This window comes from Arthrobacter sp. UM1 (genome assembly GCF_020483305.1).
Taxonomy (GTDB): domain Bacteria; phylum Actinomycetota; class Actinomycetes; order Actinomycetales; family Micrococcaceae; genus Falsarthrobacter.
On record NZ_JACWAB010000001.1, the window covers coordinates 262,409 to 287,621 of the forward strand.

At 69.3% G+C, this 25,213-nt stretch carries 24 protein-coding genes; 14 read left to right on the forward strand and 10 right to left on the reverse strand.

Translation table 11 applies throughout. From position 1 onward, the window contains the following. Nucleotides 1–166: 166 nt before the first annotated feature. Nucleotides 167–892, reverse strand: a complete 726-nt coding sequence (locus tag H9I38_RS01260) for an AAA family ATPase (protein ID WP_226336812.1) — start codon at nt 890–892, stop codon at nt 167–169. Nucleotides 893–1,087: 195 nt separating this feature from the next. Here H9I38_RS01260 and H9I38_RS01265 point away from each other — a divergent pair, with 195 nt between their 5' ends. Next, nucleotides 1,088–1,387, forward strand: coding sequence for a hypothetical protein (locus H9I38_RS01265; RefSeq protein ID WP_226336813.1), 300 nt, complete (start codon nt 1,088–1,090; stop codon nt 1,385–1,387). A 199-nt stretch (nt 1,388–1,586) separates the two neighbouring features. Here H9I38_RS01265 and H9I38_RS01270 read toward each other — a convergent pair whose 3' ends face one another. Beyond that, nucleotides 1,587–2,504 (reverse strand): LysR family transcriptional regulator, encoded by a 918-nt coding sequence (locus tag H9I38_RS01270; RefSeq protein ID WP_226336814.1) that lies wholly within the window; start codon nt 2,502–2,504, stop codon nt 1,587–1,589. Nucleotides 2,505–2,961: 457 nt separating this feature from the next. Here H9I38_RS01270 and nrdH point away from each other — a divergent pair, with 457 nt between their 5' ends. From nrdH to nrdE, 3 genes are read left to right on the forward strand one after another with little or no spacing between them, the layout of a single operon-like run. Beyond that, nucleotides 2,962–3,210, forward strand: a complete 249-nt coding sequence (gene nrdH / locus H9I38_RS01275; protein ID WP_226336815.1) for a glutaredoxin-like protein NrdH — start codon at nt 2,962–2,964, stop codon at nt 3,208–3,210. A gap of 2 nt (nt 3,211–3,212) precedes the next feature. Continuing rightward, nucleotides 3,213–3,656, forward strand: a complete 444-nt coding sequence (gene nrdI, locus H9I38_RS01280; RefSeq protein ID WP_226336816.1) for a class Ib ribonucleoside-diphosphate reductase assembly flavoprotein NrdI — start codon at nt 3,213–3,215, stop codon at nt 3,654–3,656. Continuing rightward, complete coding sequence (gene nrdE / locus H9I38_RS01285) at nt 3,653–5,794, forward strand: class 1b ribonucleoside-diphosphate reductase subunit alpha (protein ID WP_413463495.1); 2,142 nt, start codon at nt 3,653–3,655, stop codon at nt 5,792–5,794. Before nrdI ends, nrdE begins: the two co-directional genes overlap by 4 nt. 300 nt (nt 5,795–6,094) lie before the next feature. On the opposite strand, the gene H9I38_RS01290 is transcribed toward nrdE, so the two are convergent. Next, complete coding sequence (locus tag H9I38_RS01290; RefSeq protein ID WP_226336817.1) at nt 6,095–6,895, reverse strand: SDR family NAD(P)-dependent oxidoreductase; 801 nt, start codon at nt 6,893–6,895, stop codon at nt 6,095–6,097. A 161-nt stretch (nt 6,896–7,056) separates the two neighbouring features. On the opposite strand from H9I38_RS01290, the gene H9I38_RS01295 reads away from it, so the two are divergent. The 5 genes from H9I38_RS01295 (at nt 7,057) to H9I38_RS01315 (ending at nt 12,797) form a co-directional block, all read left to right on the forward strand. After that, the gene (locus tag H9I38_RS01295) at nt 7,057–8,700 is read left to right on the forward strand and encodes a dihydroxyacetone kinase family protein (RefSeq protein WP_226336818.1); all 1,644 of its coding nucleotides are present in this window, start codon (nt 7,057–7,059) and stop codon (nt 8,698–8,700) included. 37 nt (nt 8,701–8,737) lie between these two features. Continuing rightward, nucleotides 8,738–9,916, forward strand: coding sequence for a PH domain-containing protein (locus H9I38_RS01300; protein ID WP_226336819.1), 1,179 nt, complete (start codon nt 8,738–8,740; stop codon nt 9,914–9,916). Between the two features lie 8 nt (nt 9,917–9,924). Then, complete coding sequence (locus H9I38_RS10880; RefSeq protein ID WP_226336820.1) at nt 9,925–10,500, forward strand: PH domain-containing protein; 576 nt, start codon at nt 9,925–9,927, stop codon at nt 10,498–10,500. Between the two features lie 26 nt (nt 10,501–10,526). Next, nucleotides 10,527–11,495: a class 1b ribonucleoside-diphosphate reductase subunit beta gene (gene nrdF, locus H9I38_RS01310; protein WP_226336821.1), complete on the forward strand. Its 969-nt coding sequence runs from the start codon at nt 10,527–10,529 to the stop codon at nt 11,493–11,495. Between the two features lie 630 nt (nt 11,496–12,125). Continuing rightward, nucleotides 12,126–12,797, forward strand: a complete 672-nt coding sequence (locus H9I38_RS01315; protein WP_226336822.1) for a type IV toxin-antitoxin system AbiEi family antitoxin domain-containing protein — start codon at nt 12,126–12,128, stop codon at nt 12,795–12,797. A 127-nt stretch (nt 12,798–12,924) separates the two neighbouring features. Here the strand turns inward: H9I38_RS01315 and H9I38_RS01320 are convergent, their stop codons facing one another. Together H9I38_RS01320 and H9I38_RS01325 are read right to left on the reverse strand one after the other, a co-directional pair. Beyond that, a complete protein-coding gene (locus tag H9I38_RS01320) occupies nt 12,925–14,520 on the reverse strand; it encodes an amino acid permease (RefSeq protein ID WP_413463496.1) in 1,596 nt (531 codons plus the stop codon). Continuing rightward, nucleotides 14,520–15,614 (reverse strand): S-(hydroxymethyl)mycothiol dehydrogenase, encoded by a 1,095-nt coding sequence (locus H9I38_RS01325; RefSeq protein WP_226336823.1) that lies wholly within the window; start codon nt 15,612–15,614, stop codon nt 14,520–14,522. The genes H9I38_RS01320 and H9I38_RS01325 overlap by 1 nt, the downstream gene beginning before the upstream one ends. 196 nt (nt 15,615–15,810) lie before the next feature. On the opposite strand from H9I38_RS01325, the gene H9I38_RS01330 reads away from it, so the two are divergent. After that, nucleotides 15,811–16,653 carry a thioesterase family protein gene (locus H9I38_RS01330; protein WP_226336824.1) on the forward strand — a complete coding sequence of 281 codons (843 nt, stop codon included), beginning with the start codon at nt 15,811–15,813 and terminating at the stop codon, nt 16,651–16,653. Here the strand turns inward: H9I38_RS01330 and H9I38_RS01335 are convergent. Next, complete coding sequence (locus tag H9I38_RS01335; protein WP_413463497.1) at nt 16,628–17,224, reverse strand: uridine kinase; 597 nt, start codon at nt 17,222–17,224, stop codon at nt 16,628–16,630. The genes H9I38_RS01330 and H9I38_RS01335 overlap by 26 nt on opposite strands. 24 nt (nt 17,225–17,248) lie before the next feature. On the opposite strand from H9I38_RS01335, the gene H9I38_RS01340 reads away from it, so the two are divergent. Beyond that, entirely contained in the window at nt 17,249–17,962 is a 714-nt protein-coding gene (locus H9I38_RS01340; RefSeq protein ID WP_226336826.1) for a biotin/lipoate A/B protein ligase family protein, read from the forward strand. Nucleotides 17,963–18,038: 76 nt separating this feature from the next. On the opposite strand, the gene H9I38_RS01345 is transcribed toward H9I38_RS01340, so the two are convergent. Next, nucleotides 18,039–18,710 carry an MBL fold metallo-hydrolase gene (locus tag H9I38_RS01345; protein ID WP_226336827.1) on the reverse strand — a complete coding sequence of 224 codons (672 nt, stop codon included), beginning with the start codon at nt 18,708–18,710 and terminating at the stop codon, nt 18,039–18,041. Nucleotides 18,711–18,713: 3 nt separating this feature from the next. After that, nucleotides 18,714–18,983 (reverse strand): mycoredoxin, encoded by a 270-nt coding sequence (locus tag H9I38_RS01350; protein WP_226336828.1) that lies wholly within the window; start codon nt 18,981–18,983, stop codon nt 18,714–18,716. A gap of 84 nt (nt 18,984–19,067) precedes the next feature. On the opposite strand from H9I38_RS01350, the gene H9I38_RS01355 reads away from it, so the two are divergent. Further along, on the forward strand, nt 19,068–19,823 hold the full coding sequence (locus H9I38_RS01355; RefSeq protein ID WP_226336829.1) for an SOS response-associated peptidase: 756 nt from the start codon (nt 19,068–19,070) through the stop codon (nt 19,821–19,823). Here H9I38_RS01355 and H9I38_RS01360 read toward each other — a convergent pair. Further along, on the reverse strand, nt 19,813–21,066 hold the full coding sequence (locus H9I38_RS01360) for a class I SAM-dependent methyltransferase (protein WP_226336830.1): 1,254 nt from the start codon (nt 21,064–21,066) through the stop codon (nt 19,813–19,815). The two genes, H9I38_RS01355 and H9I38_RS01360, sit on opposite strands and share 11 nt — an antisense overlap. Then, nucleotides 21,059–21,724: an IMPACT family protein gene (locus tag H9I38_RS01365; protein WP_226336831.1), complete on the reverse strand. Its 666-nt coding sequence runs from the start codon at nt 21,722–21,724 to the stop codon at nt 21,059–21,061. The genes H9I38_RS01360 and H9I38_RS01365 overlap by 8 nt, the downstream gene beginning before the upstream one ends. 24 nt (nt 21,725–21,748) lie before the next feature. Here H9I38_RS01365 and coaE point away from each other — a divergent pair, with 24 nt between their 5' ends. Together coaE and uvrB are read left to right on the forward strand one after the other, a co-directional pair. After that, nucleotides 21,749–22,975: a dephospho-CoA kinase gene (gene coaE, locus H9I38_RS01370; RefSeq protein ID WP_226336832.1), complete on the forward strand. Its 1,227-nt coding sequence runs from the start codon at nt 21,749–21,751 to the stop codon at nt 22,973–22,975. A gap of 30 nt (nt 22,976–23,005) precedes the next feature. After that, a complete protein-coding gene (gene uvrB, locus H9I38_RS01375) occupies nt 23,006–25,147 on the forward strand; it encodes an excinuclease ABC subunit UvrB (protein WP_226336833.1) in 2,142 nt (713 codons plus the stop codon). The last annotated feature ends 66 nt before the right edge of the window (nt 25,148–25,213 follow it).

Here is a 25,213-nt window from a genome sequence, read left to right on the forward strand (position 1 = left end):
CCGCTGGGCGGCGCCCCTCTGGCCGGCACCCCTCTCGTTTGTTGCAAGTTGGAGGAATACGCCCCCTCATTCCTCCAACTCGCAACAAACGAACCCGGGATGGGAGCGGGAGGGGGACGGGACTGCGAGCAGAAGGAGAATCGGATCCGGAAGAGCCGGGTCCCAATCACTCCAGCAGGTGCTGAAGATAACGCCCCGGCTCGGCGAGGTAGCGCTTCCAGTTCTGGACCAGTGCCAGCTCCTCCCAGGTGCGCTCCCTGAAACCCCATTCTCCGAATTCCAGAATGCGCGCGCCGGGATAGGACGCGAGGATCGGAGAGTGGGTGGCACAGAGGATCTGGCCCCCGTTGCGCGTGACCTCGCCGAACGTGGCGAGCAGCCGGAGAGAGGACTGGAAGGAGAGGGCCGCCTCGGGCTCGTCCATGCAGTAGAAGCCGACGCTCGAGATGCGGTTCTCGATGAGGGCCGCGAAGGACTCGCCATGGCTCATCTCGTGGAATGGGGGCTCCGGCCGTGTGGGGCTCGGGGTGTCCGCGACGTACGAGTAGTAGGAGTGCATGGTCTCCGATCGCAGGAAGAAGCCGTAGCGCGGACTTCCGATGCCGCGCCGCACGGCGAGCCACGAGCCGAGCGAGGACTCGGATCGGCGAACCGAGTTCCGGGAGTGATGGGTGCCGCCCTGTGCGTTCAGCCCGTACGCCTCGGCGACTGCCTCGACCACCGTGGACTTGCCGGACCCGTTCTCACCGACCAGGAAGGTGACCTCTGGATCCAGCTCCAGCCCCTCGGCCAGGAGAAGGGCGACGGCGGGAATGGAAGCCGGCCATTCGGTGCGCAGGCTGTCCGCGGCACTGGCTGCGTGGACGGAGAGCACAGGCGGCTGAGCGGACATGGATCAGAGGCTATCAATCGCTCGGAATGCCAGCGTCCCGGGTGCTTTCAGGTAGGTCGCCTAAGGTCAGACCTTACGCAGAACGCCGAAGCATGCCGAGCCATGCCGCGGCCATGCCGCGGACCCGCGCACCGAAACAGCGGGCCCACGCGCACTGCCCAGCACCACCCCGAGATCGACTCAGGAGAGCGAACGATGAGCCAGACCTCCCCAGCCCGTGACGTCTACGAAGCCGCCGTGGAAGGCGCCCAGGCCGGACCGCTCCGCCGCGCCGCCGCATGGCTTGCCGGGGCCGTCGAGGTGGTGTTCGGCAGCGACGGCACGCTCTCGCGGAAGGCGGAGGTAGTGGTGCGCCGTCGGGGAGACGGGGCCGAGGTGCACCGCAACGGCGCCGTCTCCTTCGAGGAGGCGGAGTACGAGCTCGCCGGGTTCAAGGCGGACCTCGACTCGATGACGCAGGAGCAGTTCGAGCGGGAGCGCCTCGGCCGGCGCTGACCGGTCCCCGCCGCTCGTTTGCTTCCTTCGCGTTCAGCGTCTGGTTTTTCCTCCCGCCTCTGCTCTTTCCTCCCTCGTCTGTTGCGAGTTGGAGGAATAGGCCCGTTCATTCCTCCAACTCGCAACAGATGAGGCCGGGGGGGGCGTGAGGCTGTACGGGAGGCTGCGCACGAGCCTCTGCGGGCCGCCCCTGACCCACTCACCGGGCGCCCGGCGCCGTCTCCCTCGCCGCCTGGGCCGCCGCCTCCAGCACCGCCGTCACCACGGCCGCGTTCTTCGCGTTCCGGTGGGAGAGGGCGAACACGCCCCGGACGAGCCGGATGTGGCTGTTCGTGCGGACGTCCAGCCCACGGCTCGACGCCCGGCAGAGCACTCCCCTCGGAATGAGCGCCGCTCCCACCCCCGCGCGCACGAGCTCGAGCGAGGCCCGGAAGTCGTCGGAGTGCGCCACGACGCGCGGCCCCTCGGCGTCGAAGGCGAGCGCCCGCTCCATGATCGCGGCGTCCGCGGTGCCCGGGTGGTGGACGATCCAGCCGAGGTGGGCCAGGTCCGCGCCGCTCGCGTCCGCGGGCACGCGCCACGCGGCGGGGAGCACGACGTCGAACGGCTCGTCCTCGATCCAGTCCCGCCGGTAGGCGCCCGTCACCGCAGGGGAGCCTGCGCCGAGGTGGAAGACGAGCCCGATGTCCAGCCCCGAGCTCGCCCGGTCCCCGCGCATGAGCTGGTGGCCCACCACGGGCGGATCGGCGATGACGTAGCGCGCGGTGATGCCCTGCGGCTCGAGGAGGCGCTGGAGGGGATCGGCGATGCGCTGGGCGAGCGAGGCGAAGAGGCCGATCGCCACCACCCGCTCCTGCGTCTGGACCGAGGCGCGCAGCTTGAGGGCGTCGATCTCCGCGAGCACTCGCCTCGCCTGCTCCGCGGCGGCCTCCGCGCCGGGGCCGGGCTCAAGCCGGCGCGCGTGGCGGACGAACAGCTCGGTGCCGAGATCGCGCTCCAGCGCGGCGATCTGCTGGCTGACCGCGGACGGGCTGAGCGCCAGGGCCTTCGCCGCGGACGTGATGGATCCTGTGCGCATGACGGCGAGGAACGCCTCAAGGTGCTGCGAGCTGGTCATGTGGGGGCGAACCTCCGGTGGTGCTTGTTCCTCCGAGGGTATCGGGCGCGGGCGACGACGGCGAGGGGCGGGGCCGACCGCCGTCGTCGTCACCACAAGATCTAGTGGGACGCCGACTAGGCGCGACACGCGGGACACGCGCGACGCGCGGGTCAGTCGGACGGGTTTCGGGTGTGCACACGAGGTGGACAGCGATGGCCACAGCCTGTGCACAAGTGGGGCCGGGACCCGGCCTCGGGAGGTGCTCTGGGCCGGTTTCGCGCGGGTCTCGGGGACGGGGCTGCGCGGGCCCTCCTGTGGACGACGGCGTGGAAAACCCCACCTTTGTGACTTACAGTGGTGTAACACAAGGTCTTGTGGTGCTCCCCGGCGCCAGACACAAGATGTAGTATCGATTGAGCCGCCGAGGAACACTCCCGCGGCCAGCAGATTTAGCTCGAATCGGTGAGGAGTCCCCATGTCTGTGACCGTCTACACGAAGCCCGCCTGCGTGCAGTGCAACGCGACCTACCGCGCTCTCGACAAGAAGGGCGTCGAGTACACCGTCATCGACGTGACCGAGGACTCGGCCGCGCTGGAGCACGTCCGCTCGCTCGGCTACATGCAGGCCCCCGTCGTCGAGACGGCGGACGACCACTGGTCCGGCTTCCGCCCGGACAAGATCGCCACGCTCTCCCAGAGCTCGGCTGTCACGAACGTCGCGTAGCCATGGCGGCGGTCGTCCCTGAGCAGACGACCTCCGCGCGGCTCATCTTCTTCTCCTCCACCTCCAACAACACGGCCCGCTTCGTCGAGAAGCTGGGCGTCGACGCAGCGCGCATCCCCCTCCAGGCCAAAGAGCCCCGCCTCAAGGCGACGCAGGAGTACGTGCTCGTCGTGCCCACGTACGGAGGGGAGGAGGGGAAGAGGTCGATCCCCCCACAGGTCGTCTCTTTCCTCAATGACCCCGAGAACCGGGCGCTCCTGCGCGGAGTGATCTCCGGCGGGAACACGAATTTCGGCACCACGTACTGCATTGCGGGCGACAAGATCGCGGCCAAATGCCAGGTGCCTCTCCTCTACAAGTTTGAACTCATGGGCACGTCCGAGGACGTGACCCGCGTATCCGAAGGGCTGGACCGGTTTTGGAAAGCACGCTCGAGCACGGTGTGAAGACAGGCAAGAAGGACATCGCGCCCAAGTACAAGGGCCTCGGCTACCACGAGCTCAACGCGATGCTGAACCTCTATGACGAGGACGGAAAGATCCAGTTCGAGGCGGACCGCGAGGCCGCCCACCAGTACTTCCTCCAGCACGTCAACCAGAACACCGTCTTCTTCCACTCGCTGCACGAGAAGCTCGAGTACCTCGTGGCCAACGAGTACTACGAGGAGGAGACGCTGGAGAAGTACTCCTTCGAGTTCGTCAAGAGCCTCTTCAAGCTCGCCTACTCCAAGAAGTTCCGGTTCGAGACCTTCCTCGGCGCGTTCAAGTACTACACGTCCTACACGCTCAAGACGTTCGACGGGAAGCGCTACCTCGAGCGCTACGAGGACCGCGTCTGCATGGTGGCCCTCTACCTCGCGCAGGGCGACGAGAAGCTGGCCGAGAGCATGGTCGAGGAGATCATCGCGGGCCGCTTCCAGCCGGCCACCCCCACCTTTCTCAACGCCGGCAAGAAGCAGCGCGGCGAGCTCGTCTCCTGCTTCCTCCTGCGCATCGAGGACAACATGGAGTCGATCGGCCGCTCCATCAACTCCGCGCTGCAGCTCTCCAAGCGCGGCGGCGGCGTCGCGTTCGCGCTGACCAACATCCGCGAGGTGGGCGCGCCCATCAAGCAGATCGAGAACCAGTCCTCGGGCGTCATCCCGGTCATGAAGCTCCTCGAGGACAGCTTCTCCTACGCCAACCAGCTCGGCGCGCGCCAGGGAGCCGGCGCCGTGTACCTGCACGCGCACCACCCGGACATCTACCGCTTCCTCGACACCAAGCGGGAGAACGCGGACGAGAAGATCCGCATCAAGACCCTCTCGCTCGGCGTCGTCATCCCGGACATCACGTTCGAGCTCGCGAAGCGGGACGAGGACATGTACCTCTTCTCCCCGTACGACGTGGAGCGCGTCTACGGCATGCCGTTCTCCGACGTGAGCGTCACGGAGAAGTACTACGAGATGGTGGACGATTCCCGCATCAAGAAGTCGAAGATCCGCGCCCGCGAGTTCTTCCAGACGATCGCGGAGATCCAGTTCGAGTCGGGCTACCCGTACGTCATGTTCGAGGACACGGTGAACCGGGCCAACCCCATCGAGGGCAAGGTCATCATGTCCAACCTCTGCTCCGAGATCCTCCAGGTCTCGAGCCCGACGACGTACAACGACGACCTCTCCTACAACGAGACCGGCAAGGACATCTCCTGCAACCTCGGCTCGATGAACATCGCCAAGACGATGGACTCGCCGGACTTCGGCGCCACCATCGAGACGGCGATCCGCTCGCTCACGGCCGTCTCGGACCTCTCCGACATCAACTCGGTCCCGTCCATCGCCAAGGGCAACGAGTCCTCCCACGCCATCGGCCTCGGCCAGATGAACCTCCACGGCTACCTGGCGCGCGAGCGCGTCCACTACGGCTCGGAGGAGGGCCTCGACTTCACGAACGTCTACTTCTGCACGGTGCTCTTCCACGCGCTGCGGGCCTCGAACCTCATCGCGCAGGAGACCGGCCGGACGTTCGGAGGGTTCGAGAACTCCAAGTACGCGAGCGGCGAGTTCTTCGACAAGTACACCGAGCGGGAATGGACGCCGACGACGGCGCGCGTGGCCGAGCTCTTCGAGGGGATCCACATCCCCACGCAGCAGGACTGGCTCGAGCTGAAGAAGCTCGTCATGGAGCACGGCATCTACAACCAGAACCTCCAGGCCGTCCCGCCGACCGGCTCGATCTCCTACATCAACAACTCGACCTCTTCGATCCACCCGGTGGCCTCGAAGATCGAGATCCGCAAGGAAGGCAAGATCGGCCGCGTCTACTACCCGGCGCCGTACCTCACGAACGAGAACCTGGACTACTACCAGGACGCGTACGAGATCGGCTACGAGAAGATCATCGACACGTACGCCGCCGCCACGCAGCACGTGGACCAGGGCCTGTCCCTGACCCTGTTCTTCAAGGACACGGCGACGACACGCGACATCAACAAGGCGCAGATCTACGCGTGGAAGAAGGGCATCAAGACCCTCTACTACATCCGCCTCCGGCAGCTGGCCCTCGAGGGCACGGAGGTCGAGGGCTGCGTGAGCTGCATGCTCTGACCGGGGTTGGGAGGGCTGGTGCTCCTGCGCCGGCCCACCCCCTTCTCCGGCTTGCGCACCCGGTACTTCCGCTTGAGCACCCGGTTCTCCGGCTTGCGCACCCGCTGGTGTCAGGATTCAGCTCGAATCCTGACACCAGCGGGTGCTTAAGCGAGAGCTGAGCCCAGTCCGTGGGCTTGTGCACCCGGATCGTTCGGATTCTGGCTCTAGAACCGAACGATCCGGGTGCAGAGCTCTCTGGCTGACCCTTAGCTACTCTCTAGCGGCTCCCTGGCCGGTCTCTCGCTGGCCGGAAACCCGTCAGCGCCCCGCGCCGCGCTGGCGCTCCAGCCCCTCCGCCATGCCCCAGGCCACGAAGCGGCGGCTGAACAGTCGCGGCACGAACGCCGCCGCCTTGTTGCCGGCTCCGGAGACCACGCTCGGCGGCGGGTTGCGCCGGCCGAGCGTCCTGATGGCCGAGTCCACGACGCTCGCGGCCGTGCTCCGGGGCAGGCCCGCGTCCGCGGCGTGGCCCGCGACGTCGAAGAACTCGGTCTCCGTGGGGCCGGGGGAGACGGCCAGGATCTTGACGGGGTCCTTGCGGTGCTCCGCCCAGAGGGCCTCCGTGAAGGAGAGGACGTACGCCTTCGTCGCTCCGTAGACGGCCATGTAGGGGATGGGCTCGTAGGCCGCCACGCTCGCGAGGTTGATGAGGAATCCGCCCTTGGTCTGCGCGAACTCGGGCAGGAACTCCCGCGTCAGCTCGGTCAGAGCGGCCACGTTGAGCTGCGCCATGCGCGCGGCGTCGTCGGGATCCTGCTCGGAGAAGCGGATCTGGCGGCCGAAGCCCGCGTTGTTGACGAGGGCGTCCACGCGCAGGCCGCGGGAGCGGATCTCCTCGTGGAGTCGGGACGCGGCGCCGGGCTCGGTGAGGTCCGCCGTGACGGGCGTGGCGGTCACGCCGTGGCCCGAGGACAGCTCGGTTGCGAGGGCCTCGAGCTTCTCGGCTCGGCGGGCCACAAGGATGAGGTCGGCGTGCATGGCGGCGAACCGGCGGGCGAACTCCTCGCCGATGCCGGAGCTTGCGCCGGTGATGAGGACGGTGGCTGGGATCTCGGTCATGCCGCCAGACTAGGGGCGCAGACTGGGAGCCGGCCAAGCGCTCCGCGCGGCCAGAGGACCACGCAGCCGTGCCGGCCCGGGCCGCAGAGCGTGCCGCCCCGGCAACTCGAACCGCCGGCGATAGAGTGAGCCGCAACACGCATTCGACCGCCGGAGGAGCCATGACCCACCTCATCAACGCCCAGGAGAACGTCGTCAGCGAGGCCCTGGACGGCTTCGGGCTGCTCCAGCCGAACGTGCGGCGGCTGGCCGGGCGGAACGTCGTCGTGCGAGCGGATCAGGCCGTGACGGAGGCGAACCGGTCCACGGTTCCCGTGGCGCTCATCTCGGGCGGCGGCTCGGGGCACGAGCCCGCGCACGCCGGATACGTGGCAGACGGGATGCTCGCGGCGGCCGTGGCGGGGGAGATCTTCTCCTCGCCGAGCGTGGACGCGGTGCTGGACGCCATCCGCGCGGTGACGGGGGACGCGGGAGCGCTTCTCATCGTCAAGAGCTACACCGGAGACCGGCTCAACTTCGGCCTCGCCGCGGAGATCGCGCGGAGCGAGGGGCTGGACGTCGAGGTGGTCGTGGTCGGCGAGGACGCGGCGCTCGGGGATTCCGATTCGCACGCCGGCCGTCGCGGGCTCGCCGGGACCGTGTACGTGCACAAGATCGCAGGAGCCGCGGCCCGCTCGGGCGCGCCTCTCCGGGAGGTGGCCGAGCTCGCCCGCGCCGTGGCCGCCCGTGTCCGCACGTTCGGCGTGGGCGCCTCGGACGTGGAGGTGCCCGGCGCCGCGGCGGAGGGCCGGCTCACGGAGGGAGAGGTGGAGCTCGGGCTCGGCATCCACGGCGAGGCCGGAATCGAGAAGGCCGCCTTCACGAACGCCGCGGCCCTCGTGGACGAAGTCTCAGACCGCCTCGTCCGCGACCTCGGCGACACGAACGGCGCGCCCTGCGCCGTGCTCCTCGGCAATGTCGGCGGCACCAGCGTTCTCGAGATGGGCGTCCTCGCCCGCGAGGCCTATCGAGCGCTCACCGAGCGCGGGGTGCGCGTCGAGCGGTTCGCCCAGGGGCCCGTCATGACCTCGCTCTCCACCCGCGGGTTCTCCCTCTCCGTGCTGCCGCTCGAGGACGGGTGGCTCGAGCGGCTCGACGAGCCCACCGAGTCCCTCGCCTGGCCAGGCCGCGCGGGCACGCCCGCCCATACAGAGCCGCTTCCGGTCCCCTCGGAGCACGAAGTCCAGGACCTCGGAGACCCCGACGACGACGCAGCGGCGCGCATCAACGCCGTCTGCACGGCGATCCTCGAGGCCGAGGGGGAGTTGACGCGGCTGGACCAGGTCGTGGGGGACGGCGACCTCGGCCAGGCGCTCGCCCGCGGCGCGAAGTCCTGGCAGCGGGAGCCGGTCCGGGGCGACGCCGCCGCGATGCTCCGCGAGTGGTCCACGAGGATCCGGCGCGACGTCGGAGGGACCTCGGGGCCGCTGTACGCCGTCGGGCTCCTGGCGGCCTCGGAGGCGGTGGCCGAGGGCAAGACCTGGGCCGAGGCGTTCCGCGCGGGCGTGGACGCGGTCATGGAGCTCGGCGGAGCGAAGCCGGGGGAGAAGACGATGGTGGACGCGCTCGACCCGGCTGCGGACGCGGCGAGCGGCGGCCTGTCGGCGGCTGTGGAGGCGGCGAGGACCGGGGTGGAGCGGACCCGCCACGAGACGGCGTCCAAGGGCCGCGCCAGCTACCTCGGCGAGCGGGTCAAGGGGGAGCCCGACCCCGGCGCGGTGGCGGTGGTCGTCTGGCTCGAGGCGCTTCAGGGCGCGGGGCGCTAGGCGACGACAACAGCTCAACGAGGAGCAGCGACACCCCATGACTCAGCAGCATGACGACTGGTCTCCGACCCAGACCTGGACCGCACACCGCGCGTGGCATCGCACGAGCCGGGTGGTGCTCGCCGCGGGAGCGCTCGCGCTCGCCGTCGCGATGCTGTTCACGGGCCCGGGGTCCGGGTTCAACGCCGCGATGATCCCCTTCTCTGTCATTGCCCTGTTGTGCGGAGCCTTCCTCGCGGGATTCGCCGTTCCGACCGTCCGGGTTCAGGCCGCGCCCGCCGGTCTTGTGCTGCGCGGGCGGGTGTTCCAGGAGGAGCACGTTCCGTGGGAGGACATCACCGGGGTCCGAACCCGTTCAGACGCGCCCGTGCCCCGCGTCCCCGCGTTCCTGTACGCGTTCGTGCGCGAGTCCCGCCCGCCGGAGACGGTGCTGGACATCGGCGGCCCCGCCGTCATGGTCGCCACGGACGAGCGCGTCTACACCGTGTCCTGTCCTGACCCGGACGCCGTGGCGGGGGTGGTCCGCGGTCGGCTTCCGAGCGTGCCGATGAGCGCTGATGATCGCGCGACGACGGACGCTCGGCGCCGGGGCGTTGCGGCGTCGTACCTCGTCGGGACGGCCTGTGCGGAGGCCCCGCCGCGAGAATCGCCGCTCGGCGCTTCGGAGCTGGAGAGGGGCGAGGGCGCAGACGCGTTCGAGGCGAGCACGCCCACGCGCCTCTGGGGACTGCCGCTGTACGGCCTCGAGTGGGGGCTGGTGGCCTGCGGAGCCGTGCTCGTCCTACTGATGCTCCTCGGCGTGGGGCCCAAGGCCGTGCTGATTCCGGTGTTCGCCGTGGTGCTCGGCGTCTACGCCGTGGTGCGGGTGTTCGCGACGCGCATCTCCGTCATCACACTCAGCCCGCGGGGGATCAGGCTCGTGAGCCGCGGCGGTCAAGACCAGGACGGCTCGCGGATGAGCCGTGTGCGGGCCTTCCGCTGGGCCGAGGTCGAGTCGATGCGGGCCGTGCCCGTTGCAGAGCTCCCCTCGGACCTCACGCGCCTCGGCTGGTTGCGGGCCTCGAACGGGTCGTATCTCGGCGGACCCGCCGTGGAAGTCGTCTCGGCGGGACGCGCTCATTACGCCAGCGCCGACGATCCGTCCGCCGTTGTCGCCGCCGCAGAGCGCATGCGGAAAGGCCGTGGCAGCGGTGAGCGCTCGGGAGAGACGGCATGAGCCGGGGAGTGGCGGCGCGGCAGGCCGAGTCCGGCTCCGCTCCCGTCTTCGAGACCGCAGCTCGCCGGTACCTGCACCGCACCAGCCGGGTGGTGCTTGCAGCGGCGTTTCTTGGTCTGGCTCTGTCCATCCCGGCGCTGGCCAAGCCCGGCATTCCAAGGGGGCCGCTGTTGTTCTTCTCCGCGCTGATGGTGGCGGCCGGTCTCGTCCTGATTCCGATGGCGACGCCGACGGTGCGCGTGACCTGCACTCCCGAGGGGATCCGGGTCCGCGGCGTGCCGTTCCGCTCGGTTTCGATCCGCTGGGAGGACGTCGTCTCCATCCGCGGAAGACGACGGCGGCCGCCGCGCGTCCCGGCGTTTCTCTGTGTGCTGGCCCATGTTTTCAAGAGCACGCGCACGCTCAACGACATCGGCGGACCGCGAATCGTGGTCCGGACGAACAGGGCCGAGTACAGCATTTCCTGCCCGGACGTTGACGGCTTCCTCGCGGTGGCGGGGGAGTGCTGCCCTCAGGCTGTGGTGTCGCCGCCGGGGCGACAGCAACGCGATGACGAGGCCTCGTCGCCGGACACGGGATTCTGACGGCTCGGAGCGGTAGATTGGTGCCCATGAGCGACCACCTCCTGTCCCACGTCGAAGCCATCAACTGGAACCGCATCACGGATGAGAAGGATGTCGAGGTGTGGAACCGCCTCGTCAACAACTTCTGGCTCCCCGAGAAGGTTCCGGTGTCCAACGACGTGCAGTCGTGGGCCACGCTGACGCCCGAGGAGCAGCAGCTGACCATGCGCGTCTTCACGGGCCTCACGCTGCTCGACACCATCCAGGGCACGGTCGGCGCAGTCTCGCTCATCCCGGACGCACTCACGCATCATGAGGAGGCGGTCTACACCAATATCGCCTTCATGGAGTCGGTGCATGCGAAGTCCTACTCCTCGATCTTCTCCACGCTCTGCTCCACCCGGGAGATCGACGACGCCTTCCGCTGGTCCCGTGAGAACGAGAACCTGCAGCGCAAGGCCAAGATCGTCATGGACTACTACCACGGCGAAGACCCCCTCAAGAAGAAGGTGGCCTCCACGCTCCTCGAGAGCTTCCTCTTCTACTCGGGCTTCTACCTCCCGATGTACTGGTCCTCCCGCGCCAAGCTCACGAACACCGCGGACATGATCCGCCTCATCATCCGCGACGAGGCCGTCCACGGCTACTACATCGGCTACAAGTTCCAGAAGGGCCTTGAGGGCGCCTCGGAGGAGCGCAAGCAGGAGATCAAGGACTACACTTTCGAGCTGCTCTTCGAGCTCTACGAGAACGAGGTCCAGTACACGCACGATCTCTACGACGGCGTCGGCCTCTCCGAGGACGTCAAGAAGTTCCTGCACTACAACGCGAACAAGGCGCTCATGAACCTCGGCTACGAGGGCATGTTCCCGTCCTCCGTGACCGACGTGAACCCGGCCATCCTCTCCGCGCTCTCCCCGAACGCCGACGAGAACCACGACTTCTTCTCCGGCTCCGGCTCGAGCTACGTCATCGGCAAGGCCGTCACCACCGAAGACGAGGACTGGGACTTCTAGCTTCCACTTCCCCGGAGGCTCCCTCCTCCCCGAACGACGAGGACGGCCCCCGCCCAGCCCAGCGCCCGGCGGGGGCCGTCGTCGTTCTCTGACCGGGTACCCTCCTCTGGGCGTTCGCTCCTTCTCTCGGGCCGTCGCTTCTTCTCTCGGCAGGATCCCTCCGCCTTGCCGCGCAAGGGAGACGGGGGAGGGCAGTTTCTTTGACGTCTTCCGTCAAACGAGTACCAAAACTGGTACGTCTTTGCCATCAACACCACATGAGACTCCACTTCGGACCTCGCCTGGCTGTCTTTTTTTTTGGGGGGGGGGGGGCAGGAGCTCGGGGCGGCGACTCTCTGGGTGCCGGAGACTGTCTGGGCGGCGGCAACTACCTGGGTGACGGACTGCGGCCCTCTCAAGCTCCGAGCGAAGCGGTGCTGCTCTGAGGACTCGGGGCGGCCTCGAGCAGGACACAGCCGCAGCGGACCGCGGACGGTAGTGGGGATCCCATGCGAAGATGTGTCAATTCCGTACCAGAAATGGTACGCTTTTGCCACAAAGTCAAAAAGAGTCTGGTCTCCCCGGCGGCAGGAGTCCGGGGAGACCGGTTGAGCGGGCGGAGAGCCGGCAGAGAGCGGGAGCGCTGGGGAAATGAGGGACCGGGAGCCAGAGAGCGCTGACCTCACGAAGCGGATCACCGCTCGGAAGGTCTTGCGGACCATGGCGGAGGACAACTACGGCGTGGTGACCGTGGCCATGGCGGCAGAGGCGGACATCCCGGCTGTGGAGGTCAGGAAACTGGCGTCGCGGGGTGCGCTGGAGGCACTCGGGCAAGGGGTGTACTTGCACAAGGAGGTGCCGCAGACGCTGCCGGAGACCTGGCTTGCGGCGGCGGTGGCGCTGTGCGGACCGGGAGCTTACCTGAGCGGGACGGCGGTGATGACGCTGCTCGGCGTCGGCGCCTTCGGGCGGCGGCCGTTCGACTTCATGCGGAATCCCGTCAGCGTGGGAACACAGCGGAGAGTCCGGCGGCGGCTTCCCGAATGGATCTCGCTTGAGAGGCGCACGGACATCCGCGAGGAGAGCCTCGTCTGGATCAAGGGGCTGCCCGCGACCCGGCCGGTGCTCGCCCTGGCGGAGGTGGAGCGGAAGGTCGCTCCGCTCGCGTGGTTCGAGCTCGTGCGCGAGGTGGACGCGATGGGCCACCTGGAGACCGGGAACCCGTCGGAGCCGGACGGGCCGACGGACTGGAACGACGCGATCATGCGCATCCCTCTGGCAGAGGAGAGGCTTCCCGGAGACGACGCCGAACTCCGCGGCTGACGCACTGGACGTCGGCGCAAGTCCGACTGGGGCACGGCACGTTGGCGCAAAGGCGACTCGCGCGCTGCCCGGCAGACGAACGGCCCGGCTGAATCAGCCGGGCCGCACGGTCACAGAGCGGAGCTCGTCAGGTCAGGTCCACCGGTGCAGAGATCCGCGAGTCCAGGTCCATCTCCTTGAGCGGGACGACTCGTGACCTGGTCACGAGGCGGTGCCCCAGCCAGAGCAGCAGGAACGCCGGAATGCCGATGTACGCGGAGAGGACGGCGAGGAGGTCGCCCTCGCCGACAGCCGTGTACCCCTGGCCGATGATGATGATCACGCAGGTGAGGAACGCGAGGATCGGTCCCACCGGATAGAACGGCGCCTTGTACGGCAGCTCGTCCAGGGAGCGGCCTTGGAGCACGAACGCCTTTCTGAACCGGTAGTGGCACACCGAGATGCCCAGCCAGACGATGAACCCTGCCAGCGCTGAGACGTTGAGCAGCCACTCGTACGCCTTGCCCTGGCCGATGAGGCTCGAGAGGAACCCGAAGAGCCCCACGCTCGCCGTCGCCATGAGCGCCGGGATGGGAACGCCGCGTCGGCTCACCTTGGCGAAGACCTTCGGCGCGGTCCCGGACACCGCCATGCCGTAGAGCATGCGGGTCGAGGCGTAGAGGCCCGAGTTGCCGGCCGAGAGGATCGAGGTCAGGATGACCGCGTTCATGAGCGCCGCCGCGAACGCGATGCCCGCGTTCTGGAACACCATGGTGAACGGGGAGAAGGCGATGTCCGTGTCGTCGTTCTTGAGCAGGTTCGGGTGCGTGTACGGGATGAGGAAGCCGATGACCGTGATAGCGCCGATGTAGAAGATCATGATGCGCCAGAACACGGTGCGGATGGCCTTCGGGACGTTCTTGCCCGGGTCCTTGGCCTCACCGGCCGCCACGCCCACGAGCTCCGTGCCCTGGAAGGAGAAGCCCGCGATGAGGAAGATGCTGAACACCCCGAGCAGTCCGCCCTTGAACGGCGCCTCGCCCTCGGTCCAGTTCTTGAACCCCGGCGACGTTCCGCCCATGATCCCGAAGATCATGAGCACGCCGCAGATGAGGAACGCGATGACCGCGATGACCTTGATGGCCGCGAACCAGAACTCGCCCTCGCCGAACGCCTTCGCCGAGAGCGCGTTGAGTCCCGTCAGCAGCACGAGGAACACAGCCGCCCAGACCCAACCGGGCACGTCGGGCAGCCAGTACCCCATGACGAGTCCTGCCGCCACGAGCTCCGCGGCCACGGTGATGGCCCAGTTGAACCAGTAGTTCCAGCCGAGCGCGAACCCGAAGGACGGGCTCACGAACCGCTGGCCGTAGGTCTGGAACGAGCCGGCCGCCGGCAGGAAGGACGCCATCTCGCCGAGGGACTGCATCATGAGCAGCACCATGACGCCGATGAGCGCGTAGGCCGCGAGCGCGCCGCCCGGGCCGGCCTCGGCGATCGAGCCGCCGGAGGCCACGAACAGGCCGGTTCCGATGGCTCCGCCGATCGCGATCATCTGCATGTGCCGGCTGGACAGCCCTCGCTTGAGGTGCTCTTGCCCGGTCTCCTCGGCGGGGATCTCCTCCGCAGGGGCCTGCCCCGGTGCGGTCTTCTCCGGCGCCGTCCGGGGGACGGCCGAGCTGCTCCCGGCAGCGCGAGAGCCGCCCGGGCCGGGGTGCCCTGCGGGCGTGGGTTCAGTGGTCATCAGATCTCCACAACTGAGCGCAGGACCTTGCCCTGGCGCATTTTCTCGAAGGCCGGCTCGACGTCCTGGATGCCGATGCGCTCGGAGACGAACGCGTCGAGATCCAGCCGGCCGAGCAGGTACTGGTTGACGAGCATGGGGAAGTCCCTGCTCGGGAGGGTGTCGCCGTACCAGGCGGACTTGATCGCGCCGCCGCGGCCGAAGACCTCGTCGAGCGGGATGTCCCAGCTGGTCCCGGGATCGGGGACGCCGACCATGACGAGCCGGCCGGCGAGGTCGCGGGCGTAGAACGCCTGCTGGAAGGTCTCCTTGACGCCCACGGCGTCGATGACGGCGTCCGCGCCGAACCCCCCGGTCAGGGAACGGATCTCCTCGACGACGTCGTCGACCTGCTTGGCGTTGACGGTGTGCGTGGCGCCGAGCGAGCGGGCGGTCTCGAGCTTGTCGTCGTCGACGTCGACGGCGATGATCGTCGTCGCGCCCGCGAGCTGAGCCCCGGTGACGGCGGCTGTGCCGACGCCGCCGCAGCCGATGACGGCCACGGACTCGCCGCGCTGCACGGCCGCGGTGTTGAGGACCGCGCCGATGCCTGCCATGACGCCGCAGCCGAGGAGGCCCACGGCGGCGAGCTGCTTCTCGTCGAGGGCGTGCTCCAGCTTGGTGCACTGGCCCGCGGCCACGAGCGTCTTCTCCGCGAACGCGCCGATGCCGAGCGCGGGCTCGAGCTCCGTGCCGTCCTTGAGGGTCATCTTCTGCTCGGCGTTGTGCGTGTCGAAGCAGTACCACGGCTGCCCCTTGGCGCAGGCGCGGCACTCGCCGCAGACGGCGCGCCAGTTGAGCACCACCGTGTCGCCGACCTCCACGTTGGTCACGCCCTCGCCGATCTCCGCGACGACGCCGGACGCCTCGTGGCCGAGCAGGTATGGGTAGTCGTCCCCGACGCCGCCGGCCTGGTAGTGGGCGTCGGTCTGGCAGACGCCGCAGGTCTTGACGTCGACGAGCACCTCGCCGGGGCCCGGGGAGGGCACCAGGATCGTCTCGACCGTGGCTGGCTCGCCCTTTCCGTGGACGACGACCGCTGACACTTCATGCATGGGGATAGGACTCCGAACCGTCTTGGGTACAGTCTCGGCCCCGCGCTTCCGCGGCACGACGCGCCTGAGCGGGCTCAAGCCGTGTCGCCGGGGTCACACCGGGCTGGTGACAAGGCTATCGTGTGTGGCATGCCGAGGGGGCTCCGTTTCAGACTGTGAGCTTCCCGGGTCAAGATTGAGAGAGAAGCGAGGCGCCGTGGCGGCAGAGAACACAGGGACGACGACGGGCGGCGAGGCCGCCGGGGCGATGTACGTGAGGACGGCCCAGGAGGACGCCCGCTCAACCTTCCGCTCGACCGTCCGCGCCCAGGGCGCCTGGAACGAGCACGAGCAGCACATGGGCCCGGCCTCGGGCCTGCTCGCCCACGAGATCGACCGCTTCACGCGGGACGCCCAGGAGCAGGGCCTGCGCATCGCCCGCATCAGCTACGACATCCTCGGCCTCATCCCCGGCGGGGACGTCACGGTGGAGCTCGCCGTGGAGCGTCCCGGCCGCACCATCCAGCTGGTCCGGGCCGAGATGATCGGCGCGGACGGGCGTCCCTGCATCCGGGCGCGCGCCTGGCTGCTCGTCACGAGCGACACCTCCGAGGCGGCCGGCCTGGAAGACGAGGCGATGCCCGCCCTCGAGGACTGCCGCGAGATGGACGGCTCGGCGGTCTGGCCCGGCGGATACATCGCGCAGCTGCGGCTCCGCCAGCATCCGGACGCCCGCCCGGGACGCGGCCAGACGTGGGTCTCCTCGAGCTTCCCGCTCGTCGAGGCAGAGGAGGCGCCGTTCGGCGAGTTCATTCGTGACCTCGATGCCGCGAACGGGATGGTCACGCGCACCAAGCCGATGGGCGGCGGCTACGCCTTCCCCAACGTGGACCTGCAGGTGCACCTGCTCCGCGCACCGGAGGGGGAGTGGAAGGGCCTGGACACCCGCGTCTCCTTCGGCGCGGACGGGGTCGGGCTGACGAGCTCGGTGGTCCATGACGCGACCGGCGTCGTCGGCCATCTGGAGCAGACGCTCACCGTCCGGCGAGTCGGCGCTTGAGCCGGGACTTCGGCACGAGCTCGAAGCCTGCGTCCGCGTAGCGGGCGCGGATGGCCGCGTCCGCCTTGTAGAGGCTCCAGCCGCGCTTGAGGAGGAATCCGAGCGGCTTGCGGGCCTCGCGGACGTCCCGGACGAACCGGGCGAGCGCCGTCCACGCCGCCGGCTCCACGATGTAGTACGCGGAGACCTCGACCCCGCGCTCCCGGAGCGCGCCGAGGATCTCGGAGGAGAAGAGGCCCTCGGCGATGATCGGGCCGTCCGTGCAGCCGAGCTCCTGGGCGCCGATGTACGCGCTCTTCGAGATCGAGTAGAGCGGCAGGTGGGCGTGCCCCGTCTCGGCGAGCTGGGCGAGCATGTCCGCCGCCGCGTCCGCGTTCCAGGTGCCGGGATGGTCCCAGTCGATCTCCCCGTAGTCCGTGACGGGCAGCGGGCTCTCCGGCGTGTGCTCGGAGCCCTCCCGGTAGAAGTGGTCGAGCTCGACGTGGGGACGGCCGTAGGTCCGGGCCAGGTAGGACTTGCCTGAGCCGGAGGCGCCGCCGATCAACACAACTGGAAATGGCACGCCTTCCATTATGGCCGTCGGTAGCCTTGGTCTATGCCTCTTCCCAGCCTGCGCGTCCTCCAGCCCGCCGAGTCCCTCGGAGCGGCGGAGGACCTCGCCGGAGGCATCTCCCTCCTGCGGTCCGTGCAGGCGGACGGGGGCCCGACGACGCTGCGCCTCTACCGGCCCGTGCCGACCCTCGCCTTCGGCCAGAGGGACACCCGCCTGCCGGGGTTCGCGGCCGCCGAGGAGGCCAGCCGCGTCCACGGGTTCGAGCCGGTCATCCGCAAGGCCGGAGGGCGCGCCGCCGCGTACCACCGCGGCACCCTCATCGTGGACCATGTCGCGGCGGAGCCGGACGCCATGCTGCGCCACAAGGCCCGCTTCACGGAGTTCGGGGAGCTGTTCGTCCGCGTCTTCCGCCGCCTCGGCCTGGAGACCAGAATCGGCGAGATCCCGGGGGAGTACTGCCCCGGCGAGCACTCGGTCCGCGGAGAGGCCGCGGACGGGACGCCGATCAAGCTCGTGGGCACCGCGCAGCGCGTGGTCCAGGGGGCGTGGTTCTTCTCGTCCGTCGTCGTCGTCGAGGACTCGGAGCCGATCCGGCAGGTCCTCACGGACGTCTACGAGGCGATGGGGATCGAGATGGACCCCTCCACGGCAGGGGCCGCGGAGGACTCCGGCGTCCCGGGCGTCACCGTGGAGAGCTTCACCCGGGCCCTGTTGGGGGAGTACGCCGAGGCGTACACCCTGCAGGGGCTCGGCTGAGGCAGCCCAGTCCCGCGCGGGCTCGAGAACGCGGCAGGGCGCCGGCGGCTCACGGGGACTGAGCGGGCAGCGCGTCCTAGTGGCCGCGCTCCTTCCACTCGTCGAGGCTCGGCTTCTCCGCGCCGATCGTCGTCGAGTCCCCGTGGCCGGGGTACACCGCCGTCTCCTCGGGCAGCTCGAAGAGTGTGTGCTCAATCGAGTCGATGATCTTCTCGAAGCTGGAGAACGGACGGCCCGTGGCTCCGGGACCGCCCGGGAAGAGCGTGTCCCCGGTGAGGACCCAGCCCGCGGCCGGCGCGTAGAGGCACACGGACCCCGGCGTGTGGCCCGGGGTGTGCAGCACCTTGAGCTGGAGGCCGGCGATCGTGAACTCCTCGCCGTCCTTGAGCTCGCCGCCCGGCTGGGCGTGGCCGCGGACGGTTCCGTGGTCCTTCTCCCACAGCATCCCGTCCTCGCTGTGGAGGAGCGGGAGCGCGTCCACGAGGTCCGCGAGCTGCGGGGCCCTGTTCGTGTGGTCGAGGTGGCCGTGCGTCAGCAGGATCGCGGCCACCGTGCGGCCCTTGGTCGCCTCGGCGATCGCGTTCGCGTCGTGCGAGGCGTCGACGACGATCACCGTGTCGTCGTCGCCCAGCAGGTAGACGTTGTTCTCGAGCTCGATCTGCTCGCCGTCGATGACGTACGGGCCCGAGGTCACGAGCCGTTCGAGGCGGGTCGAGCCCTCACCGGTCCAGAGAGTCTCCGTGGCCATGGTCTAAGCACCTGCCCTTTCCTTGACTTCTGCGAGAGACGGGTTCGTGGCGGACGAGCCGTCGGAGAACACGAGCGTGGGGACGGTCTGGTTGCCGTCGTTGACGCTCTCGACGAGCTCGGCCGTGCCGGGGGTGTCCTCGATGTTCACCTCGCGGTAGCCGATGCCGGCCTTGTCCATCTGCCGCTTGAGGTTGCGGCAGTAGGAGCACCAGCTCGTCGTGAACATCGTGACCTCGCCCGGAGCGGGCGTGAATTCTGCAAGATCAGCCATACTGTGATTCAACCACGGGCGGGGGCGGCGAATTCCAGCCCTCCGGCCCGGTCCCCGGAGAACACCCAGCGAAGGAGCGCTCAGATGTGCGGACGGTTCGTCATGGCCAAGGCGGCGGGGGACCTCGTCGCCGAGTTCGAGCTGGATCCCCACAGCGGGGAGATCATCCTCCGCGAGTCCTACAACGTGGCGCCGACCGCCGACGTGCCTGTGATCGTGCGCAAGGCGGGTCAGGGGCCCGAGGGCGGCACGGGCCCCCGCGAGCTCGAGGTGGCCCACTGGGGGCTCGTCCCGGTCTGGGCCAAGGACATGTCCTTCGGATCCCGCGCGTTCAACGCCCGCAGCGAGACCATCCGGGAGAAGCCGACGTTCCGCAGCGCGGTGAAGCGCAAGCGCTGCCTGGTCCTCGCCGAGGGCTACTACGAGTGGCTCAAGCCGGACACGCCGAAGGGCCGGAAGCGCCCCTTCTACATCAGCCCGGAGGACGGCTCCACGATCGCCTTCGCCGGGCTGTACGAGTGGTGGCGGGACAAGGACGCGGGCGAGGACGCCCCCTGGCTGCTCTCTTGCACCATCATGACCGCGGCCTCGCCGGACCCGGACGAGGGCGGGGTCCTGGGCGAGCTCGGCCGGCTCCACGACCGCCTTCCCGTGCCGCTCGATCCGGCCTTCTTCGACGAATGGCTGGACCCGGAGAACGACGACGCCGAGACGCTCGTCAACACAGCGGTGGCCGGCGCCTTCGACGTCGCGAGCGGCTGGCGCATGCACGAGGTCGGCACGGACGTGGGGAACGTCCGCAACAACAGCCCCGAGCTGGTGCGGCCGGTCAGGCCTTGATCGAGCGGGTCACCTGGAACTTGCGGTTGCCGCCGATCCGCTCCGTGGGCCCCACGATCCTCCGCAGCCGCCCCGAGTAGGCGAGCGGCTGGTTCCACACCGCGAGGAGCGTCCCGCCGGGGCGGAGCACCCTCGCCGCGGCCTCGAAGAGCTTGACGGCGATGTCCTCGGTGACCGTGTTGCCAAGGTGGAACGGCGGGTTGAGGACGATGAAGTCCTCGCTCGCGTCGAGCCAGGAGGAGAGGGCATCGTCGGCCATCGTCTTCACCTCGACCCCGTTCGCGGCCGCAGTGAGCCGTGTCGAGCGGATCGCCGCGTGCGAGACGTCCGTGGCGGTGACGCTCACCTCGGGGTCAACGAGCTTCGCGTACGCGCTGACGGTTCCGTTCCCGCAGCCGAGGTCCACGATGCGGGGCGGGGTGGAGGACGCGAGCTCCTCGCGCAGCAGCGGCAGCAGGACGCGGGTGCCCGGGTCGATCCTCGAGGCGCCGAACGCGCCCGGCACGCCGACCGCCGTGAGACGCAAGCCCCGATCCAGCGTGTGCACGGTCCGCTCCTCGAAGCTCAGCTGCGGCAGCCCCGGCCTCGGGCCGGTGCACCACACGAGCCGGGCCTTCTGGCGGGCGCGGGACCCGGCGACGTCCTCGAAGGACTCCGCCAGCGCGGTGTTGAGCCCGGGGGAGAGGTGCTTGACCATCCCGGCGAGCACGAGCGCTCGACAGCCGGGGAGGCGGGCCACGGCGTCAGCCCACTCGTCCGCCACCGCATGCGCCCGGGGGACTGCGCCCACGGCGAGGAACGGATCACCGGAGAGCGCCGCCGCGAGCCCGTCGAGGTCCTCGAAGGCGACGAGCTCGGCGAGGCCTTCCCGCGCGGCGTTCTGGAAGACCGCGCTCCGGTGGACCTGCGAGTCCGTCACAACGAGGACGGGCCCGCCTCCCGGACCGTGCGGACCTGCCGACTGCCTCCCGGCTGGTCCCGCCTCGTCCTCGTCCGGCGTCCGCAGAGCCGCGGCGAGTCCGAGCGCCATGGCGCCGTAGCGCTCGCCGAAGACCACGATCCTCGGCGCGTCCTTCTCCTCCGCGAGGGCCGCGAGCACCGCGTCCACGAGGAGGCGGTCGGCCGCGTCGGCCGCCACGAGGTTCTCCGCCTCGACGTCGGGCCAGCGCGAAAGACGGCCGTACAGCTCCGCGAGCTCGGCGGCGGTTTCGCGGGGAGGGTGCTGACGAAGGGGCTCAGCCATCGATCCACGCCTCGCCTTCTGCCCGCGCCGTGACCTCGCCGTGGGAGAGGGAGGCGAGCAGCGCGTCCAGGTCCGTCGAGGCGTCGCCTGCGTCACCGAGGTGAAGGGTGACGGCGCGGCCGTAGTCGGTCCCGGTGACGGCGAACCCGGCTCGGCGCACCTCGGCCTCGATCCTGCCGGCTTCGGCGTGCGGAGCCTCGACGGCGTAGAGGGCCATCCGCCTCCGGGCGGTCCACCTGGCCTCGGCCACCGCCTCCGAGACAGAGGAGGAATAGGCCCGTGTCAGGCCTCCGGCGCCGAGCAGGACCCCGCCGAAGTAGCGGACGACGACGGCCGCCGTGTCGGAGACGGGCAGCCCGGCGTCGCGTCCCACGGGCGTCACCTCGGCGAGCGTGAGTGCCTCGAGCATGGGACGGCCTGCCGTGCCGGAGGGCTCGCCGTCGTCGTTCGAGCGCTGGACGCGGCGGTCCGGGCCCGCCGCGAAGGCCGTGCAGTGGTGGCGGGCGTCGGGGAAGCGGCGGCGGACGTCCGCGAAGAAGGCGCGGGCCTCCTCCTCCGACTCTGCACGGGAGAGCAGGGTGATGAACCGGGAGCGCTTGATCTCGATCTCGCGCTCGAGCGGGCGCGCGAGGACCGCATAGGCGTCGGCGTCAGGCATAGCGTCCAGTCTAGGCTGGGCACCATGAGCAAGCCTGTGCGCCCGGTGCCCCTCTTCGCGCTGACCGGCGGGATCGCGGCCGGCAAGTCCACCGTCGCGGAGCGGCTCGCAGAGCGCGGAGCGGCCGTCATCGACGCGGACGTGATCGCGCGGACCGTCGTCGAGCCGGGGCGGCCGGCGCTCGCCGCCGTCGTCGAGGCGTTCGGGGAGGGGATCCTCACGCCCGAGGGCAGGCTGGACCGGCCGGCCCTCGGCGCCCGCGTCTTCGGAGACGCGGAGGCTCGGGAAAGGCTCAACGGGATCCTGCACCCCGCGATCCGGGAGGAGGCGGTGGCGCAGACGGAGCGGGCCCGCGCGCAGGGAGCCGAGGTGATCCTCCACGACATCCCCCTCCTCGCCGAGACGGGACGCGGCCCCGAGTTCGCGTTCGCGGCTACCGTGGAGGCCGACGACGAGACGCGGATCTCCCGCATGGTCCGCGACCGCGGAATGACTGCGGAGGACGCCGCTGCTCGGATCGCCGCCCAGGCAACGCGGTCCGAGCGCGAGGAGATCGCCGACGCCGTCCTCGAGAACACGGGGAGCCGGGAGGAGCTGACGACGACGGCGGACGCCCTGTGGAACCGGATGCGGGCGCTGTCCCGGAACGTGACGCACGATGAGCCGGCACAGCGGATCGGCGGCCCTGCGCTGGTGCCGGCAGCGGAGAGGGACTGGGTGCGGACCGGGCGGAGGCTCTGCGCGCGGATCGCGTGGCACGCCGGGGACTTGGCTGCGGGGGTCGAGCACGTCGGCTCCACGGCGGTTCCGGGGCTCGAGGCCAAGGACGTCGTGGACCTTCAGCTCGAGGCGCCCTCGTGGGACGCGGCCGAGCGGCTCGCCGAGCCGCTGGCGGCTGCAGGGTTCGTGCGCAGGCCGGACGTGGTCGGCGACACCCCGCACGGAGGCCTCTCGGCCGAGCACTGGCGGAAGGCCTTCTACCAGAACGCCGACCCGGGGCAGGCGGTCAATCTCCACGTGAGGGTGAGCGGGACGGCGTCGCTCGAGTTCGCCCGGGTTTTCCGTGACGCGCTGTGCGAGGACGGCCGGCTCCGCGAGGAGTACCGGCGGGAGAAGCGGCGTCTGGCGCGGGAGCACGCGGGGGAGGTGGACACGGCGGGCTATGCGGAGGCCAAAGAGGCGTGGTTCGAGCGCGTCGCGTGGCCGGTCTGCGAGGCTCGTGTTCTCCGTCGGCTGAGTCCGTCTGCTTAGAGTGTCCACCCCTCCGCGTAGTCTGAGGATATGAGCCTGGCACAGAAGATCAATCGAGTCGTCGCCCCGTTCGAGGTCGTCAGCCAGTATGAGCCGGCCGGTGACCAGCCGCAGGCCATCAACGAGCTCGCGGAGCGTCTGGAGAACGGTGAGAAGGACATCGTGCTCATGGGCGCCACGGGCACGGGCAAGTCCGCCACCACGGCCTGGCTCATCGAGAAGGTCCAGCGGCCCACGCTCGTCATGGTGCAGAACAAGACGCTCGCCGCGCAGCTCGCCAACGAGTTCCGGGAGCTGCTGCCCAACAACGCGGTGGAGTACTTCGTCTCGTATTACGACTACTACCAGCCGGAGGCCTACGTCCCGCAGACGGACACCTTCATCGAGAAGGACTCCTCGGTCAATGAGGAGGTGGAGCGCCTGCGCCACTCGGCCACCAACTCCCTGCTGACCCGCCGGGACGTCGTCGTGGTGGCCACGGTCTCCTGCATCTACGGCCTCGGCACGCCGGAGGAGTACGTCTCCGGCATGGTCACCCTGAGGCAGGGCGAGGAGATGGATCGGGACGAGCTGCTGCGGCGCTTCGTCCAGATGCAGTACACGCGCAATGACCAGGACTTCCACCGCGGCACGTTCCGCGTCCGCGGTGACACGGTGGAGATCATCCCCATGTATGAGGAGATGGCCGTCCGGGTCGAGTTCTTCGGGGACGAGATCGAGGCCATTTACACCCTCCATCCGCTCACCGGGGACGTGATCCGGGAGGAGACGGAGATGTACGTCTTCCCTGCCTCCCACTATGTGGCCGGGCCGGAGAGGATGGCGCGCGCCATCAAGGACATCGAGGACGAGCTGGCGGAGCGCCTCAAGGAGCTAGAGTCGCAGAACAAGCTCGTGGAGGCCCAGCGTCTTCGCATGCGCACCACGTATGACCTCGAGATGATGCAGCAGATGGGCTTCTGCAATGGCATCGAGAACTACTCGCGGCATATCGACGGCCGCGGGCCCGGCACCGCCCCGCACTGTCTCCTGGACTACTTCCCGGATGACTTCATGCTCGTGGTGGACGAGTCCCACGTGACCATCCCGCAGATCGGGGCCATGTATGAGGGAGACTCGTCCCGCAAGCGCACCCTCGTGGACCACGGCTTCCGCCTGCCGAGCGCCCTGGACAACCGGCCGCTCAAGTGGGACGAGTTCCTGGAGCGGATCGGCCAGACGGTCTACCTCTCCGCGACCCCGGGCAAGTACGAGCTGGGACAGAGTGACGGGGTCGTGGAGCAGATCATCCGCCCCACGGGCCTTGTGGACCCGGAGGTGGTGGTCAAGCCCACCAAGGGACAGATCGACGACCTCCTGGAGCAGATCAAGGTCCGCACGGAGAAGGACGAGCGCGTCCTCGTGACCACCCTGACCAAGCGCATGGCGGAGGACCTGACGGAGTACCTCCTGGACCACGGGGTCAAGGTGGAGTACTTGCACTCGGACGTGGACACCCTCCGGCGCGTCGAGCTGCTGCGCGAGCTTCGCCTGGGGACGTTCGACGTCCTCGTGGGCATCAACCTTCTCCGCGAGGGCCTGGACCTTCCCGAGGTCTCGCTCGTCAGCATCCTGGACGCGGACAAGGAGGGGTTCCTCCGCTCCACCACCAGCCTCATCCAGACCATCGGCCGCGCGGCCCGCAACGTGTCCGGGCAGGTCCACATGTATGCGGACACGGTCACCCCGTCCATGCAGTTCGCCATTGACGAGACCAACCGCCGCCGCGAGATCCAGATTGCCCACAACAAGAAGCACGGGATCGACCCGAAGCCTCTGCAGAAGAGGATCGCGGACATCACGGACCAGCTGGCGCGCGAGGACGCGGACACGGACTCTCTGCTCAGCCAGTTCAACTACGGCAAGGGCAAGCGCGGCTTCAACGCGACGATCACGGACGAGCAGCGCGCCAACCGGGAGAAGGCCAAGGGCTCGGATGCGGCCACGCGGGTCCGCCAGGACGGGCTGTCCACCGGTGGCGCCGAGGACCTGGTCTCGCTCATCCAGGAGCTCACGGACCAGATGAACCAGGCGGCCGAGGAGCTCCAGTTCGAGCTGGCGGCGCGGCTGAGGGACGAGCTCGCGGACCTCAAGAAGGAGCTGCGGCAGATGAAGAGCGCCGGACACGCTTAGGTGCCGGCCGGGGAGGCCCGCTAGGATGGCACGCAGACGTAGGGGAGTATCCCACTTGCGCTGTGG